Genomic DNA, 14,723 nt, shown 5'->3' on the forward strand with positions numbered 1-14,723 from the left:
ATTGACCGCAAGCGAAAGGCACTGCAATGGATGATCCGCTGATAAATGACCCAAATGGCGGAATGCCGCGACTGCTTGAGATTATGCGCCGCTTGCGCGATCCTGAAACGGGCTGTCCGTGGGATATTGAACAGGATTTCAACACGATAGCGCCCTATACGATTGAAGAAGCCTATGAGGTCGCGGATGCGATTGCGCGCAGCAATTGGGCTGATCTTGAGGGCGAATTGGGGGATTTGCTGCTGCAAACCGTCTACCACACGCAAATCGGGTCAGAGGCGGGGCATTTTGATTTTGACAGTGTAGTGCGGTCAATTTCGGACAAGATGGTCGCGCGGCATCCGCATGTGTTTGGTGACGAATCGCGTGAAAAATCTGCGGAACAACAGACGGCCGACTGGGAAAAGATCAAAGCGGCAGAGCGCGGCGCAAAGGCGCAGACGCGGACTTTGGACGGGGTGGCGGTGGGCCTGCCCGCATTGACGCGGGCGGTGAAATTGCAAAACCGCGCGGCACGGGTAGGCTTTGACTGGCCGGACACCAGCCACGTGATCGACAAAATCCAAGAAGAAGCCGCAGAGCTGATCGAGGCCCGCGACACTTTGACTGAGGCTGAAGTCGCAGAGGAATTCGGCGACCTGATGTTCGTCGTGGCCAACCTCGCACGGCACCTGAAACTGGACCCCGAAGAAACGCTACGCGCCGCAAATGCCAAGTTCCAAAGGCGGTTTGAGGCCGTGGAAGACGCGCTGACAGCGCTGGGTAAAACGCCAAACGACAGCAATCTCGCGGAAATGGACGCGCTGTGGGACGCGGCCAAACTACAGGAAAAAGCGCACAAGAATTTGCCCGACTAAATCATTCAGGTATTGACCCGACAAAAATACTCGGCTTTACGGACCCTATCAATAACTGGAGTTCATCAAATGTCCTTGCGTACCTGTCTTCTCGCCACGTCCACACTTGCCTTGGCAGCCCCTGCCATCGCTGATGTGAACATCTACACAACACGTCAGCCAGAGCTGATCCAGCCTGTCATGGACGCGTTCACAGCCGAAACAGGCATCGCAGTGAACCTCGCATTCGTGAGCGAAGGCATCGTTGAGCGCCTGAAAGCCGAAGGCGCACGGTCGCCAGCCGATCTGGTCATGACCGTCGATATCGCGAACCTGAAACAGATCGTGGACGCAGACGTTGTGCAAGCCGTCGAAAGCGACGTACTGACCAATGCGATCCCGCCAGCGCTGCGCGATACAGACAACCAGTGGTTCGGCCTGACAACACGCGCGCGCGTCGTTTACGCATCGCTTGACCGCGTCGCAGACGGTGAAATCACAACCTACGAAGACCTTGCCAGCGACAAATGGGAAGGCCGCATCTGCACACGTTCAGGCTTGCACAACTACAACCTCGCGCTGGCCTCTGCCGTAATCGCACACCACGGCGAAGAAGACGCGAAAGACTGGGTCGCAGGCATCAAAAACAACCTCGCCCGCAAGCCAGAAGGCAACGACCGCGCACAGGTCAAAGCAATCTGGGCCGGCGAATGCGACATTGCTTTGGGCAACACTTACTACATGGGCAAAATGCTCGCGGACGAAGAGCAGACCGAATGGGCTGAAAGCGTGCGTCTGGTATTCCCGACATTCGAAGACGGCGGATCACACGTGAACGTATCCGGCGTAGCGATGACACAAGCGGCACCAAACAAAGAAGAAGCGTTGCAGTTGATGGAATTCCTCGTGTCACCAGAAGCACAGTCGATCTACGCGGAACTGAACTTTGAATACCCTGTTCTGGCCGACGCACCATTGTCCGAGCTGGTCGAAAGCTGGGGTCCGGTGACCGCAGACGAGACTGACCTGACCGAAATCGCAGGCCACCGCGCGGCTGCATTGCGGATCATGGAAGAAGTTGATTACGACGGCTAAATCGGCGTCGTGACCGTGGGGGGCTAGCCCCCCACACCCCCCAGAGTTGTTGGGGCAAAATGAAGTTAAGAGGCTTTTTCTTCCAGAGCCAGCCATTCTTCTTCGGCAGCATCCAAGGCGGCCTGACGTGCGACAAGCGCGTCGGTCGCCTTTTCAAATTTCACCGGATTTTCGGTGAAAAGTGCGGGATCAGCCATCAAGGTCGTCAACTTTTCGATCTCGGCTGTGATTTTCGCGATCACGTCAGGCAGTTCTTCGAGCCGATGTTTTTCGGTGAAGGATAGCGTTGTTTTACGTGCAACCGCTTGGCCTTGTTTGCCTTTTCCCGACAATTGCTTGCCGACGGATTTTGGCGCTTCTGGCGTTTCGGCCCCGCGTTGTTCACGGTAGTCGGTCCAGCCGCCTGCATAGACCACGGCCTGACCGTTGCCTTCCATCGCGATGGTGGTGGTTGCGGTCCGGTCTAGGAAATCACGGTCGTGGCTGACCAGCAGCACAGTCCCGGGGTAGTCGCCCAAGATGTCTTGCAACAGATCGAGCGTTTCAATGTCCAAATCGTTTGTCGGCTCGTCGAGGATTAGGAAATTGCTTTCCCGTGCCATGAGTTTCGCCAGCAACAGCCGTGCTTTTTCACCACCGGACAGGGACCGGACGGGTGCGCGGGCTTGTGCATCATCGAACAGGAATTCTTTGAGGTAGCCGACCACGTGTTTCGGCATGCCGCGCACCATGATCTGGTCTGATTTGCCGCTAGCACCCAAGATCGGGTCGCTGGCGAGGTTATCCCACAGCGTCATGTCAGGATCGAGTGCGGCGCGGGTTTGGTCAAAGATCGCGATATCGAGGTTCGTGCCGAGTTTGACTTCGCCCTCATCTGGTTGAACTTGACCCAGTAACATCTTGATAAGCGTGGTTTTTCCCACACCATTGGGGCCCACAAACGCGATCCGGTCGCCGCGTTGTACGGTCAGGTCAAAGTCTTTGACGATCTGTTTGCCGTCGAAAGATTTGCTCAGGCCGAATGCCTCGACCACCTTTTTACCGGACGTGCCGCCGCCATCAAAGGCCATTGCCGCAGTGCCTTGGCGTGTGATCTGCGCGGACTTCTCCGCCCGCAGGTCCTGCAGCGCCCGTACGCGACCTTGGTTGCGTTTGCGCCGTGCAGAAATGCCTTCAACGGCCCAGCGTGCTTCGGCTTTGATTTTGCGGTTCAACTTGTGGCGCTGCTGGTCTTCTTCTTCCCAAATCTTGTCGCGCCATTCCTCGAAACCGTCGAAACCCTGCTCGGCACGGCGCACCATGCCACGGTCAATCCAAAGGGTTGCGCGGGTCAATTCGCGTAGAAATGCGCGGTCGTGCGAGATCAGTACAAAGCCCGCCCGCGTCGTTTTCAATTCTGTTTCAAGCCAAGCAATCGCTTCGATATCAAGGTGGTTTGTCGGCTCGTCCAGCAGCATCAATTCAGGCGCTTCGGCCATCAATTTTGCCAGTGCCGCGCGGCGGCGTTCCCCGCCAGAGGCCGTGTTCACGTCGCCTGCTGGGTCAAATTTCAGCCCTTCGGCCACCATATCGACACGGTAGGCTTCGTCGATGTCCAAACCGCTGGCCGCGTAATCGCCCAATGTGGCGTAGCCTTCCATCGTCGGGTCTTGTTCCATGTAGCCCACGGACACGCCGGGCGCTGCGACGCGCACCCCGCTATCCGCTTCGACCAGACCGGCCATGACCTTCATCAAGGTGGATTTGCCAGAACCGTTGCGCCCAACAAGCGCCACACGGTCACCGGGCTGAACCACCAGAGACAGGTCTTCGAAAACAGGATCGCCGCCGAAAGTCAGGGCGATGTCGGACATTTGGAGAAGGGGTGTACGTGCCATGCGCATCTGCTAGTGCTGTCCGCGTTCACGCGCAAGCCCTCTCCTTCATTTCGCCTTAACACTCCCGCCGGAGGCTCCGGCGGATCAGACCAGCGCGCGCAGTGCTTTTGCCCGCGCCGCCGGGATCTTCGCGATTTCGACGACTGTTAGCACATGTAACGTTTGCATCACCCGATCCACAACGGCGTGGTCACTGACCCAGCCACCCATGGCCAGATATGTCCGGAGCAGTGGCGGCATAGGCCGTGGTTCCGCGTCTGGTTGCACGGCATCTAGCGCGATAATTTCATCAGCCAGCGGGCGTGGCATCAGCGCTGCTGGCCCTTGGTGCCGTGCGTGTAAGGCGTTGATAATCTTGCGATATGGTGCGGGGTCGGTGCCGGTGAGGCTGGTACAACCGAACAGGACTTTGGCATCACAAGCGTCCACATGCCGCGTCAGCGCCCCCCATGCCACCCGCAGGATATGCGGATCAGGTGTGGCGGGGTCGGTGCAGAATCGTCCGATTTCGATATGCGGTCCAACCGTGTGTGACAGCCGCGTCAGGTCGTAGAACTGACCCGCGTAGCCTGCACCGATATCCGCCGCTGCGGATTGTCGCATGCGGAACGTGCAGACCAACGGCCCGCCTGCCCCGTCTTCGATCATCATATGGGTCCAAGCCGCGTCGAATTGATCTGCGTCCAGCCCAGCCGTGCCAAAGAAACACTGATGCCGCAACGCCTGACAGGCCGCGATATCCGCCGCATCCTGCGCGAACCGCGCAAAATACCGTCCTTTTTGGAAACCCGAATTCATGTGATCGGTCTGGCGTGGCGGCATAATCCGCGCGCATAGTGTTGAATTACCACAAAAAAGCCCATCACAAACCCAAAGTACATCTCGTCAAAACGCATGTCCGAGCATCGCATGGAATACACGGACACGCACGAGAAATTACCCCGTTGTGATAACGCAGTCTTAGATCCCGTCGGTGCTCGATCCGCTTTCGCCAAGGAATTGACCTGCGTTGATCTGACCAAAAGACCCAAGCAACTGGCTGATCACGGTCACATCCGCGATGCCGTCGTCGGTCACACGCCGCGAAAGCGTTACCACACGCCCATCTTGCAGGGTGAATCGTTCGACGTTGGACAATGTGCCGCCAGCGTTAAAGCTCATCGCGACGACTTGGCGGTCGACTTCGGTTGGCTCAAACGGTCCGAAATGTTCAAATTTGCTGGCCACATAGTACAGTGTATTTTCCCCAAGCACCCCGCCAGAGGTCGCAGGACCCACCGCAGCGATCACCGAATCGCGGGTATCAACGCCGATTGTCAGCGCAGATAAGTCTTCTGGTAATGGGATAAATCCGTGGTTGCGGGTGATCGGCGTACACGCCACAGCGACCCCGAGGGCTGCAATCATAGCGACCCGTCGCACGTAGGCACCGGGTGTGCTGATGTTCCTGCTCATGACTGACCTCTTGCTTTGGGTGCTCTTGGCTTTTATTCCACCTACATCATGCACCCCTCCTTGTTCAAGAATGGATACGCCCGTGGCCGATAAACCGCTGACACAGTTTCGTATGGCCGATTTGGCAACGCGTAAAGCCACCACCTTTCATCTTATGCCAGACCGCGACGCGCTGAAGGCCCTCGCAGCCGAGATGGGAATCATAGAGATTCGCAAATTGCGTCTGGACGGTGAAATTGCGCCCCAAGGTGGCCGTGACTGGCATCTGGTTGCCAAATTAGGTGCGACGGTCGTGCAGGAATGCGTCGTGACGCTTGCCCCTGTTGTGACCCGCATCGACGAGCCGTTCACCCGCACTTACGTCGCCGAGTTTGAAGAAATCGAAGCCTCAGAAGCCGAAATGCCCGAAGACGACACGGTTGAACCGATTCCCGGCGTACTGGATTTGAACGTCTTGCTGGCCGAAGCCCTGTCGCTGGCGATCCCGCCATTCCCACGTGCCGAAGGTGCCGAGTTCGGCAAAGCCGTATATGCCGAGGATGGTGCAACGCCGATGACCGACGAAGATGCAAAGCCGTTTGCGGGTCTTGGTGCATTAAAAGCCGCGTTAGAGGCCAAAGATCCGTAAATCTTGTCATCAAATGGTTAATCTACAACTCAAAGGTTAACTGGCTTTTGACTTTTCCCCGGTTCGTGTCACACTCATGTGATAATAGTATCTAGTTTAGGGGAAGCGAGATGACGGACCAGCACACGGCTAAAACCTCCAAAAAGAAAATGTCACTCACCGCGCAGATCATGGTTGCCATGGGCGTTGGCATTATCGTCGGCGTTATATTTAACACCATCCAGTCCGACTTTATTAACACGCATATCGTGGCGGGTTTCTTTGCCATGGTCGGCAAGATGTTCGTGAACGCGCTGAAGATGCTCGTTGTACCGTTGGTGTTCTTTTCACTGATCGGCGGCGTCACTGGTATCGGTGACATTCGCGTCTTGGGCCGTGTAGGCGGCAAATCCTTTGCGCTTTATCTGTTCACAACTGCCTGTGCGATTGCCATGGCGATTGTGCTGGCACAGCTCATTGGACCAGGTGCTGGTTTCGTGATGGAAGGGATCGACACCTCTGGCGTGAGCGCGGGCGAAGCCCCTGCTGTCTGGGACGTGTTTGCAAATATCGTACCAACCAACCCGATTGCGGCTTTTGCCAATGGCGAGATGTTGCAGGTGATCTTTTACACTGTGATCTTGGGCGTGGCTGTTCTGATGCTCGGTGACGAATCCAAGCCGTTCATCGCGGCCGCGACTTACATGAACGAAGTGATGATGAAGATCGTCAGCATCGTGATGCTGTTCGCGCCTTATGGTGTGTTCTGCCTGATCGCGAAAACCTTTGCAGAACAAGGTCTGGGCTTGTTCCTGCCAGTTCTGGGCTACGTTATCACGCTGGTCTTGGCGCTGATGATCCACCTGTTTGGCACGTTGTCCTTGATGCTCAAGGTGCTGGGCGGCTTGAACCCGATTATCTTTATGAAAAAGATGCGTCCGGCGCAGGTGTTCGCCTTTTCAACGGCCAGCTCGAACGCGACGATCCCTGTGACCTACCGGTCTGTGACCGAACGTGTGGGCGTTGATAAAGGTGTGGCATCGTTCTGTATCCCGTTTGGCGCGACGATCAACATGGACGGCACCGCGATCATGCAAGGTGTGGCGACGGTGTTCCTCGCCAATGTCTACGGCATTGATCTGGGGCTTGGTGGCTACATCACTGTCATCGGTATGGCGATCCTTGCGTCTATCGGGACCGCTGGTGTGCCGGGTGTGGGACTGGTGATGTTGACCATGGTGCTTGGCCAAGTTGGCCTGCCGATTGAAGGCATCGCGATCATTCTGGGTGTCGACCGCCTGATGGATATGATCCGTACAGCCGTGAACATCACAGGCGACGCGGTTGTGACCACAATCGTAGCCAAAGGCGAAGGCAAGATCGATATGGACGTCTTTAACGACCCCGATGCGGGTGTCGTTGACGATGCACCGCATATGCCCCACGCAGCCGCATAACCACCACCCGCCGCCACCGGATACGGTCGGCGGCGGGTCATTCACGGCCACATCGGCAAACTGCCGGTTGTCTGCCTGAAAAAACTCTGCAACACCCCTTGCACGATAAAAGAATCGCAGTATGTTCCGCGGCTCTTGAACATAGCGTCTCGACAGGGCTGCCGGAATGGCGTAGGACCCCCGAAAGACAGATACATCCGGGCGTTTAGCCCCATAAATTAAGGGCCGAGACAATGGCTGTACAGCAGAATAAAGTATCCAAATCCCGCCGTAACAACCGTCGTTCCCACGACTCACTTGTTGCTGCGAACCCTAACGAATGTGACAACTGTGGTGAGCTGAAGCGCCCACACCACGTTTGCCCATCTTGCGGTCAGTACGCCAAGCGCGAAGTTGTTGCGCAAGCAAACGACATCGATCTGGACGACGACGCAGCTTAATTTACCCAAGGTTGGGGGGTCGCTCAGTATCATGATGAATGCCGTAACGGATACCACTCCGACCGAGGCCACTGCTACTGAGATCGTGCTTTCCATTGACGCCATGGGTGGCGATTCTGGGCCTGCAACTATTGTTGCGGGCCTTGAGCTGTTTTTGAACAAGCAACCGGACGCGAAGGTTATCCTTCATGGTCCAGAGGCTGAACTGACGCCGATGTTGGTTGCCAAAAACCTGACCGCAAGCGTGACAGTCCACGACGCACCTGAAGTCGTGAAAATGTCGGATAAGCCGAGCAAGGTTTTGCGTAGCGGTAAGAACACATCAATGTGGTCCGCCATCGAAGCCGTGCGCGCGGGTCAGGCACAAGTCTGCATCAGTTGCGGCAACACAGGCGGGCTAATGGCCATGTCGATGTTGCGCCTGCGCAAAGCCGAAGGCGTGAGCCGTCCGGCGATTGCCTGCCTGTGGCCATCGCGTAACCCGTCCGGGTTCAACGTGATGCTGGATGCGGGTGCGGATATTCGCGCAGATCAGGACGATTTGCTGACTTATGCGCTAATGGGTGCGTCTTATGCCCGTAACGGTCTGGACATTGCACGGCCCCGCGTTGGGTTGTTGAATGTCGGTGTTGAAGAACACAAAGGCCGCGCCGAACTCAAAGTTGCACATGAACTGATTGCCGGTGCCGCCGATTTAGGCGATTTCGAGTATATCGGTTTTGTTGAAGGTGGCGATATCCCGTCTGACCGCGTGGACGTGATTGTCACCGACGGTTTCACTGGCAATGTCGCGTTGAAAACAGGGGAAGGCACCGCAAATCTGATCGCAGAATTGCTACGCACGAACCTGAAATCGAATCCATTGTCGATGCTGGGCGCGTTACTCGCAAAAGGCGCGCTAAAGGCTTTGACGAAAAAAGTTGACCCGCGCCGTGTAAACGGTGGCGTGTTCCTTGGGCTCAACCATACGGTGATTAAAAGCCATGGTTCAGCAGATGCAACGGGTGTTGCGGCAGCGATCAACTTGGCCCATCGCCTCGCGCGGTCAGGTTTTTCTGACAAACTCGCAGCGCGGGTTGCCTCTGCCGTCAGCCTAGCCCAAGATGTGCGAGAAGAAACTGACGCGCCGTCATAGAATGCGTCACGTACCAACCGGCAGCAGGCAATATACATGACACGACGTGCAGTGGTTCGGGGGGTTGGTCACTACCTTCCTGAGCGGATCGTTCCAAACTCCGAATTCGAAAAAACGCTTGAAACCACGGACGAGTGGATCAAAGCCCGTTCTGGAATCGAACGTCGTCATTTTGCGGCCCCAGATCAGGGTACATCTGATCTTGCCGCACAAGCTGCTAACAATGCGTTAAAATCTGCGGGTCTAACCGCAAATGATATCGACGCCATCATCGTTGCCACCTCGACTGCGGATCAAACGTTCCCGTCGGCGGCCACGATGGTCCAGCACAAGATCGGCAACACCAAGGGATTCGCTTTTGACATCCAAGCGGTCTGCGCCGGATTTGTGTATGCGCTGACAAATGCCAACGCTTTGATCCTGTCGGGCCAAGCAGAACGTGTGCTGGTCATCGGCGCTGAAACCTTTAGCCGGATCATGGATTGGACCGACCGTTCGACCTGCGTTTTGTTCGGCGATGGTGCGGGCGCATTGGTGCTTGAGGCCACGGATGGCGAAGGCACAAACGACGATCGCGGCATCCTTGCGACCGACCTCAACTCTGACGGGAGTTTCGGGGAACTACTCTACGTAGACGGTGGTGTTGCGACGCAAAACACTGGCGTGCTGAAAATGCAGGGCAAAGAAGTTTTCCGCCATGCCGTTGAAAAGCTTGCCAAAACTGCGGATACAGCGCTTGAAAAAGTAGGGCTTGGGGCTGACGATGTGGACTGGGTTGTGCCCCATCAGGCCAACATTCGCATCATCCAATCGACCGCGAAAAAGCTGGGCGTTGGCATGGACCGCGTCGTTGTGACTGTCCAAGATCACGGCAATACGTCGGCTGCATCCATCCCGCTGGCGCTGTCGGTTGGCGTGGAAAACGGCCAGATCAAGCAAGGCGATCTGATCGTCTCTGAAGCCATCGGCGGTGGATTGGCTTGGGGTGCTGTCGTTCTGCGCTGGTAGAAAAATCCCGCGCAAACAGGTGATTAGGCGTAGTCTATATTGACTTTGAAATTGGAACGCGCCTATCGTCCTTGAAATAACCGGGGGATTGTACATGGCTGACAAAACATTAACACGCATGGATCTAGCAGATGCAGTGCATAGCGAAGTGGGCCTGTCCCGCAACGACAGTGCAGATTTGGTAGAAAGCGTTTTGTCCCATGTGTCTGACGCATTGGTATCCGGCGAATCCGTGAAGATTTCATCTTTCGGAACATTCTCGATCCGCGACAAAGCGGCCCGCGTCGGCCGCAACCCCAAGACTGGCGAAGAAGTGCCGATCCATCCGCGCCGCGTTCTGACATTCCGTCCGTCGCACCTGATGAAAGACCGCGTCGCCTCTGGCAACAAACGCTAAAGACGTCGGTCCCACCTTAAAACGAGGCTAAGTCATGGCCAAATCACGTGATGCATTCCGAACGATTTCGGAAGTTTCAGACGTGCTTGAAACCCCTGCGCATGTGTTGCGGTTTTGGGAAAGCAAGTTCAGCCAGATCAAGCCTGTCAAACGTGCGGGCGGGCGACGCTATTTCCGGCCCGATGACGTGGCGCTGCTGTCCGGCATCAAACATCTGCTGCACGATCAGGGCCTGACAATCAAAGGCGCGCAAAAGCTGTTGCGCGAACAAGGCGTCAAACATGTGATGGAGATCGGCGAAGGTGCCGACCTGTCAGCGCCCGCAATGATGGCGCAACCGCCTGTCGCTGTGTCCCCTGACACCACCGTGCAAGCTGTCGCTGACATTATTGATGCCGAAGAAGAAGATACATCGCAGCCCGATATGTTCGCACCCGACGCGGAACCATCGCCAGCGCGCGTCACCACGCGGCTTGAGATCGTCGGCGCGCGGGCTGTGCCGGACCCTGCCCCCACAGCCGACCCCATCGCAGCCGCACCGCCCGCAGCGGCACCGACTGACGATTTCACCGACCTCGACATCCCGACCACGCCTGCCGCCAACGTCACGCCACTGTCGTCCATTGGCCGTCCAAAGCCGGTTCTACCCGCCAACCCTGCCCCGCGCTCTGACATGCCCGCACGGTGTCTTGCCTATGCAGTGACCGCTGATCCCGCCCGTATCACGGCCAAGGCCGCCGAAATCGCACCGCTTCTCGACCGTCTTGGCAAGCTGCGCGACGAGATGCGCCATCCTTGGTAAGCAATCACCGCATCATGCTGATTTGGGTCTTGCCCCGCGTGGAATATGCGGTAAACACAGCGCCAGTCGGGCTATAGCGCAGCCTGGTAGCGCGTCCGTCTGGGGGACGGAAGGTCGCAGGTTCGAGTCCTGCTAGCCCGACCAATCATAACCGCCCGTCCCGCTTTTCGCGTGGCGGGCGTTTTGATATTACAACCCGCTTGGGAGACAGACACGCCATGACACAGACACCAACCGTAGGCGTTTTAGCTGATCACCAAATCCGCGCCATGTTGGATGCGGCGCAGATTGCCGCGACCGCACCCGTGGCCGACGGGCAAATCCAGCCCGCGTCGCTTGACCTGCGTCTGGGGGATCAGGCGTTTCGGGTGCGTGCGTCGTTTCTTGCGGGGCGTGACCGGACAGTTGCCGACCGCCTAGCGCAATTTCAGATGCACGAGATTGATCTGACCAATGGCGCTGTGCTGGAAAAAGGCTGCGTTTACGTGGTGCCGCTGATCGAATCGCTGGCCCTGCCTGCGGGTATGACGGCGGCGGCCTCGGCCAAGTCATCCATCGGCAGGCTCGACCTGCTGACCCGCGTGATCACCGATCGCGGCATCGAGTTTGACCGCGTACCAGAGGGCTACGTCGGGCCGCTTTACGTCGAAATCTGCCCGCGCTCGTTCTCAGTCGTCGCCCAAACTGGCCAAATGCTGAACCAGATTATCTTTCGCAATGGCAAAACGATCATGGACGACGACGCTCTGCGCGCGCTGCATGCCAAGACGCCGATTGTGGACGGCGATGCGGTGATCTCAGACGGCCTCGGGTTTTCCGTAGACCTGCGCCCCGACGGCACCGATCTGGTCGGCTACCGCGCCAAACCGCATACTGGCGTGATTGATCTGGGCAAATTGGGCCACTACGATCCGGCGGAATACTGGGAAGAAGTGCGGACCGACAAAGGTTGGATCATCCTCGACCCCGGCGCGTTTTATATCCTCGTCAGCCGCGAAGCCATCGCGATCCCGCCCATGGCCGCCGCCGAAATGGCACCGTATATTGCGATGGTCGGCGAGTTCCGCGTGCATTACGCAGGCTTTTTTGATCCGGGGTTCGGCTATGCCGAAGCTGGCGGATCAGGGTCACGCGGCGTACTCGAAGTCCGCTGCCACGAGGCCCCGTTTGTGCTGGAACACGGGCAGATCGTGGGACGGCTGGTGTACGAACACATGGCAGCGATGCCGGACGCGCTATATGGGCGCGAGATCAAGTCGAACTATCAAGGACAAGGGCTGAAACTGTCGAAGCATTTTGGGTGAGGCCGCCGTAATTCCAGACTATCTGCGAGTTGTCCGAGCCTTAAGCCAGTCTTGCAATTCGACCTGTGTCATGTCGCCGTTGACGACGTTGACAACAATATCGTCAAGTCGGTCGTCATCTAAAAGGGTCAGCTCAAAATCGCTACGATCAAACAACAATTCAGTGAGTAGCCACGACGTTCGTTTGTTCCCATCATTGAAGCCGTGACTAGAGGCAACACCATGCAGTAACGCCGCGCCCTTGGCCCAAATCATGCGATGACGCCGTGATACGGACGGCCAAGAGCGCCGTGTATGTTATCAATGTTGCTGATGCCGCGTAGGCCACCAAAGGCGTCGAGTGATTCCTCGTGGGCTTCTAGCGCATCCGAGAATGTTACGCGGTAATGGCGTTTACCGATTTGCCAGTCGCTGCAAAGCGTCTCTGTTCTTCGTCACGCTCTTGCTAATAGCCGCTGACGATTCTGACTTAACAGTGTGCGTCGAGGTCGCGCCGCCGCTTTTCCGGACAACATATTGACCCGTTTTTGCGGTGCGTGTGACCGTAGCGGCATTTGAATTCTTCGAAGTCATGTGTCGTCCTTTCACTGTCCAAGATGCGATGCGTTGGGTTTAATATCAAGTATCTCTGTCTAAAATGTGAATGCAACGCACCGAGGGCTGGTTCGTGAATACGTCAGCGGAAAGCATTGTTTTTAGCGCACCCTACCGCATAAACCGCCGCAACACATTCGCCGCCTGCCGTGCTCGTTGTGCGTTTTTGCGTTTGGATTGCGCCGACGCCCGCCCCTCGGCGGTTCCCGTTTTATCTTGCGTTGCCTTGTTGATGCCTTTGGATACCAGTTGGTTCATTGCCATGCGGATCAGTGATTGCATATTCATTCGTCGCTCTCCTCGAACATATCGGCTTGATCGTCGTTGGTGTCTTCGTCCACGTCGCCTGTGCCGGGTGGTGGTCGGTTCTCTAGCAATCCAGCAGAGCGGAGCTCTTTCAGGCCCGGTAGGTCGCGCGCGTTTTCTAGCCCAAAGTGGTCTAGGAAACCCGCTGTCACCACAAATGTCACGGGGCGGCCTGGGGTCATGCGGCGGCGTCCGAGCCGCACCCATTCCAACTCGATCAACTGGTCGATGGTGCCGCGTGACACCGAAACACCCCGAATTTCTTCGATTTCGGCCCGTGTGGCGGGTTGATGGTAGGCGATGATGGCGAGCGTCTCGATGGCGGCACGGGACAGTTTGCGCACCTCGACCGTTTCTTTTTGCATCAAGTAGCCAAGGTCCGGCGCTGTGCGAAACGCATAGGCGTCTTCGATTTTGACCAGATGTACGCCGCGTCCTTCATAGCGTTTGCCGACATGCACCAACGCTTCGACCGGATTGCAGCCGTGCGGCATCCGGCCTGTCAGTTCCTTGATCGACACGGGGTCCGCTGTTGCAAACAGGATCGCCTCGACCATGCGGGTTTGTTCGGCCAATGGCGGCGCCTCGAACAGGCTTTCGTTTTGCACATCACTCATCGCGGGGTAGCCTTTTGCGGATTTGGATTGGCGCGAAAATCTCGCCTTGCCGGATTTCGATTTTGCCCTCTTTGGCCAGTTCCAGCGACGCGGCAAAGGTGGCCGCGGTGGACGACCGTGTGCGTACTGCGTCGGCGTCCCAGCCGTCGGGGAAATAGCTTTGCAGGTCGGTCCAGTCGCCCGCAAAGCCGATCATGCCGCGCATCCGTTCCAGTGCTTGCTCCATCGTCATGATGTGGGCGCGGTCCAGCACGAAGGGGCGAAAGTTGTCTTTGGTCCTGATCCGCGCGTAGCCCTGCATCAAATCTAAAAGCGTCGCGGTGTAGGTGACTTTGCGCACGCGCTGCACGTCTTCGGTGATTCCACGGGCAAAGAAATCACGGCCCAGCTGATCGCGGCCCATCAGTTTGGCTGCGACCTCGCGCATCGCGGCAAGCCGTTCAAGTTGATACGCCAGATGTGCGGCAAGTTCTTCGCCGGACGGGCCGTCTTCGGTTGGATCAGGCGGTAGCAGGAGGCGCGATTTAAGGAATGCGAGCCACGCCGCCATCACCAGATAATCCGCCGCCAGTTCAAGGCGCAGTTCTTTGGCCTTTTCCACAAACGCCAGATATTGTTTCGCCAGAGCAAGGATCGAGATTTGCCGCAGGTCCACCTTTTGCGTCCGCGATAGCATCAAGAGCAGGTCAAGCGGCCCTTCAAATGCGCCCACGTCAACGATCAGCGCCTCGGCGGCGACACGTTCGCTGACGCTCATCAGGTCAGGCTCAGAGGTATCCGAATTGGTCATAAC

General features: G+C 57.1%; 17 protein-coding genes and 1 tRNA gene. 11 read left to right on the plus strand and 7 right to left on the minus strand.

Annotated features, from left to right (window positions below; genetic code table 11):
- Positions 1-26 precede the first annotated feature (26 nt).
- Together mazG and FHS72_RS07900 are read left to right on the plus strand one after the other, a co-directional pair.
- A complete protein-coding gene (gene mazG, locus FHS72_RS07895; RefSeq protein ID WP_183527827.1) occupies positions 27-857 on the plus strand; it encodes a nucleoside triphosphate pyrophosphohydrolase in 831 nt (276 codons plus the stop codon).
- 69 nt (positions 858-926) lie between these two features.
- Positions 927-1,931: a Fe(3+) ABC transporter substrate-binding protein gene (locus FHS72_RS07900; RefSeq protein WP_183527829.1), complete on the plus strand. Its 1,005-nt coding sequence runs from the start codon at positions 927-929 to the stop codon at positions 1,929-1,931.
- Between the two features lie 65 nt (positions 1,932-1,996).
- On the opposite strand, the gene FHS72_RS07905 is transcribed toward FHS72_RS07900, so the two are convergent.
- The 3 genes from FHS72_RS07905 to FHS72_RS07915 all read right to left on the minus strand — a co-directional run bounded on the left by FHS72_RS07905 (position 1,997) and on the right by FHS72_RS07915 (position 5,263).
- The gene (locus FHS72_RS07905) at positions 1,997-3,808 is read right to left on the minus strand and encodes an ABC-F family ATP-binding cassette domain-containing protein (protein ID WP_183527831.1); all 1,812 of its coding nucleotides are present in this window, start codon (positions 3,806-3,808) and stop codon (positions 1,997-1,999) included.
- An 84-nt stretch (positions 3,809-3,892) separates the two neighbouring features.
- Complete coding sequence (locus tag FHS72_RS07910) at positions 3,893-4,630, minus strand: GNAT family N-acetyltransferase (protein ID WP_246414585.1); 738 nt, start codon at positions 4,628-4,630, stop codon at positions 3,893-3,895.
- Positions 4,631-4,768: 138 nt separating this feature from the next.
- Entirely contained in the window at positions 4,769-5,263 is a 495-nt protein-coding gene (locus FHS72_RS07915) for an outer membrane protein assembly factor BamE (protein WP_183527833.1), read from the minus strand.
- A gap of 82 nt (positions 5,264-5,345) precedes the next feature.
- Here FHS72_RS07915 and FHS72_RS07920 point away from each other — a divergent pair, with 82 nt between their 5' ends.
- The 9 genes from FHS72_RS07920 to FHS72_RS07960 all read left to right on the plus strand — a co-directional run bounded on the left by FHS72_RS07920 (position 5,346) and on the right by FHS72_RS07960 (position 12,413).
- On the plus strand, positions 5,346-5,891 hold the full coding sequence (locus FHS72_RS07920) for a YceD family protein (protein ID WP_343042664.1): 546 nt from the start codon (positions 5,346-5,348) through the stop codon (positions 5,889-5,891).
- A gap of 110 nt (positions 5,892-6,001) precedes the next feature.
- On the plus strand, positions 6,002-7,327 hold the full coding sequence (locus FHS72_RS07925; RefSeq protein WP_221235378.1) for a dicarboxylate/amino acid:cation symporter: 1,326 nt from the start codon (positions 6,002-6,004) through the stop codon (positions 7,325-7,327).
- Between the two features lie 233 nt (positions 7,328-7,560).
- Positions 7,561-7,767 (plus strand): 50S ribosomal protein L32, encoded by a 207-nt coding sequence (gene rpmF, locus FHS72_RS07930; protein WP_183527835.1) that lies wholly within the window; start codon positions 7,561-7,563, stop codon positions 7,765-7,767.
- Between the two features lie 31 nt (positions 7,768-7,798).
- Positions 7,799-8,902: a phosphate acyltransferase PlsX gene (gene plsX / locus FHS72_RS07935; protein WP_183527837.1), complete on the plus strand. Its 1,104-nt coding sequence runs from the start codon at positions 7,799-7,801 to the stop codon at positions 8,900-8,902.
- 36 nt (positions 8,903-8,938) lie between these two features.
- The gene (locus FHS72_RS07940; RefSeq protein WP_183527839.1) at positions 8,939-9,910 is read left to right on the plus strand and encodes a beta-ketoacyl-ACP synthase III; all 972 of its coding nucleotides are present in this window, start codon (positions 8,939-8,941) and stop codon (positions 9,908-9,910) included.
- Between the two features lie 94 nt (positions 9,911-10,004).
- Positions 10,005-10,307: an integration host factor subunit alpha gene (ihfA, locus tag FHS72_RS07945; RefSeq protein ID WP_183527841.1), complete on the plus strand. Its 303-nt coding sequence runs from the start codon at positions 10,005-10,007 to the stop codon at positions 10,305-10,307.
- Between the two features lie 34 nt (positions 10,308-10,341).
- Positions 10,342-11,109, plus strand: coding sequence for a MerR family transcriptional regulator (locus FHS72_RS07950; RefSeq protein WP_183527843.1), 768 nt, complete (start codon positions 10,342-10,344; stop codon positions 11,107-11,109).
- Between the two features lie 67 nt (positions 11,110-11,176).
- Positions 11,177-11,253 (plus strand) — tRNA-Pro (locus tag FHS72_RS07955).
- Positions 11,254-11,327: 74 nt separating this feature from the next.
- A complete protein-coding gene (locus FHS72_RS07960) occupies positions 11,328-12,413 on the plus strand; it encodes a 2'-deoxycytidine 5'-triphosphate deaminase (protein WP_183527844.1) in 1,086 nt (361 codons plus the stop codon).
- A gap of 18 nt (positions 12,414-12,431) precedes the next feature.
- On the opposite strand, the gene FHS72_RS07965 is transcribed toward FHS72_RS07960, so the two are convergent.
- The 4 genes from FHS72_RS07965 to FHS72_RS07980 form a co-directional block, all read right to left on the minus strand.
- On the minus strand, positions 12,432-12,668 hold the full coding sequence (locus FHS72_RS07965) for a Fic family protein (RefSeq protein ID WP_183527847.1): 237 nt from the start codon (positions 12,666-12,668) through the stop codon (positions 12,432-12,434).
- Between the two features lie 450 nt (positions 12,669-13,118).
- Positions 13,119-13,295 (minus strand): hypothetical protein, encoded by a 177-nt coding sequence (locus FHS72_RS07970; protein WP_183527849.1) that lies wholly within the window; start codon positions 13,293-13,295, stop codon positions 13,119-13,121.
- Positions 13,292-13,930: an SMC-Scp complex subunit ScpB gene (gene scpB / locus FHS72_RS07975; RefSeq protein ID WP_183527851.1), complete on the minus strand. Its 639-nt coding sequence runs from the start codon at positions 13,928-13,930 to the stop codon at positions 13,292-13,294. The genes FHS72_RS07970 and scpB overlap by 4 nt, the downstream gene beginning before the upstream one ends.
- Positions 13,923-14,720, minus strand: coding sequence for a segregation and condensation protein A (locus FHS72_RS07980; protein WP_183527854.1), 798 nt, complete (start codon positions 14,718-14,720; stop codon positions 13,923-13,925). Before FHS72_RS07980 ends, scpB begins: the two co-directional genes overlap by 8 nt.
- Positions 14,721-14,723: the final 3 nt, after the last annotated feature.

The organism is Yoonia ponticola, assembly GCF_014199395.1.
Lineage (GTDB): Bacteria > Pseudomonadota > Alphaproteobacteria > Rhodobacterales > Rhodobacteraceae > Yoonia > Yoonia ponticola.

Bases quoted from the DNA above. Each gene is read 5' to 3' on its own strand.
- FHS72_RS07965 (WP_183527847.1), bottom strand. From the start codon at position 12,668: ATGATTTGGGCCAAGGGCGCGGCGTTACTGCATGGTGTTGCCTCTAGT.
- FHS72_RS07980 (WP_183527854.1), bottom strand. From the start codon at position 14,720: ATGACCAATTCGGATACCTCTGAGCCTGACCTGATGAGCGTCAGCGAA.
- FHS72_RS07940 (WP_183527839.1), top strand. From the start codon at position 8,939: ATGACACGACGTGCAGTGGTTCGGGGGGTTGGTCACTACCTTCCTGAG.
- scpB (WP_183527851.1), bottom strand. From the start codon at position 13,930: ATGAGTGATGTGCAAAACGAAAGCCTGTTCGAGGCGCCGCCATTGGCC.
- FHS72_RS07960 (WP_183527844.1), top strand. From the start codon at position 11,328: ATGACACAGACACCAACCGTAGGCGTTTTAGCTGATCACCAAATCCGC.
- FHS72_RS07905 (WP_183527831.1), bottom strand. From the start codon at position 3,808: ATGGCACGTACACCCCTTCTCCAAATGTCCGACATCGCCCTGACTTTC.
- FHS72_RS07900 (WP_183527829.1), top strand. From the start codon at position 927: ATGTCCTTGCGTACCTGTCTTCTCGCCACGTCCACACTTGCCTTGGCA.
- FHS72_RS07970 (WP_183527849.1), bottom strand. From the start codon at position 13,295: ATGAATATGCAATCACTGATCCGCATGGCAATGAACCAACTGGTATCC.
- plsX (WP_183527837.1), top strand. From the start codon at position 7,799: ATGATGAATGCCGTAACGGATACCACTCCGACCGAGGCCACTGCTACT.
- FHS72_RS07925 (WP_221235378.1), top strand. From the start codon at position 6,002: ATGACGGACCAGCACACGGCTAAAACCTCCAAAAAGAAAATGTCACTC.
- ihfA (WP_183527841.1), top strand. From the start codon at position 10,005: ATGGCTGACAAAACATTAACACGCATGGATCTAGCAGATGCAGTGCAT.
- FHS72_RS07910 (WP_246414585.1), bottom strand. From the start codon at position 4,630: ATGCCGCCACGCCAGACCGATCACATGAATTCGGGTTTCCAAAAAGGA.
- FHS72_RS07915 (WP_183527833.1), bottom strand. From the start codon at position 5,263: ATGAGCAGGAACATCAGCACACCCGGTGCCTACGTGCGACGGGTCGCT.
- FHS72_RS07950 (WP_183527843.1), top strand. From the start codon at position 10,342: ATGGCCAAATCACGTGATGCATTCCGAACGATTTCGGAAGTTTCAGAC.
- mazG (WP_183527827.1), top strand. From the start codon at position 27: ATGGATGATCCGCTGATAAATGACCCAAATGGCGGAATGCCGCGACTG.
- rpmF (WP_183527835.1), top strand. From the start codon at position 7,561: ATGGCTGTACAGCAGAATAAAGTATCCAAATCCCGCCGTAACAACCGT.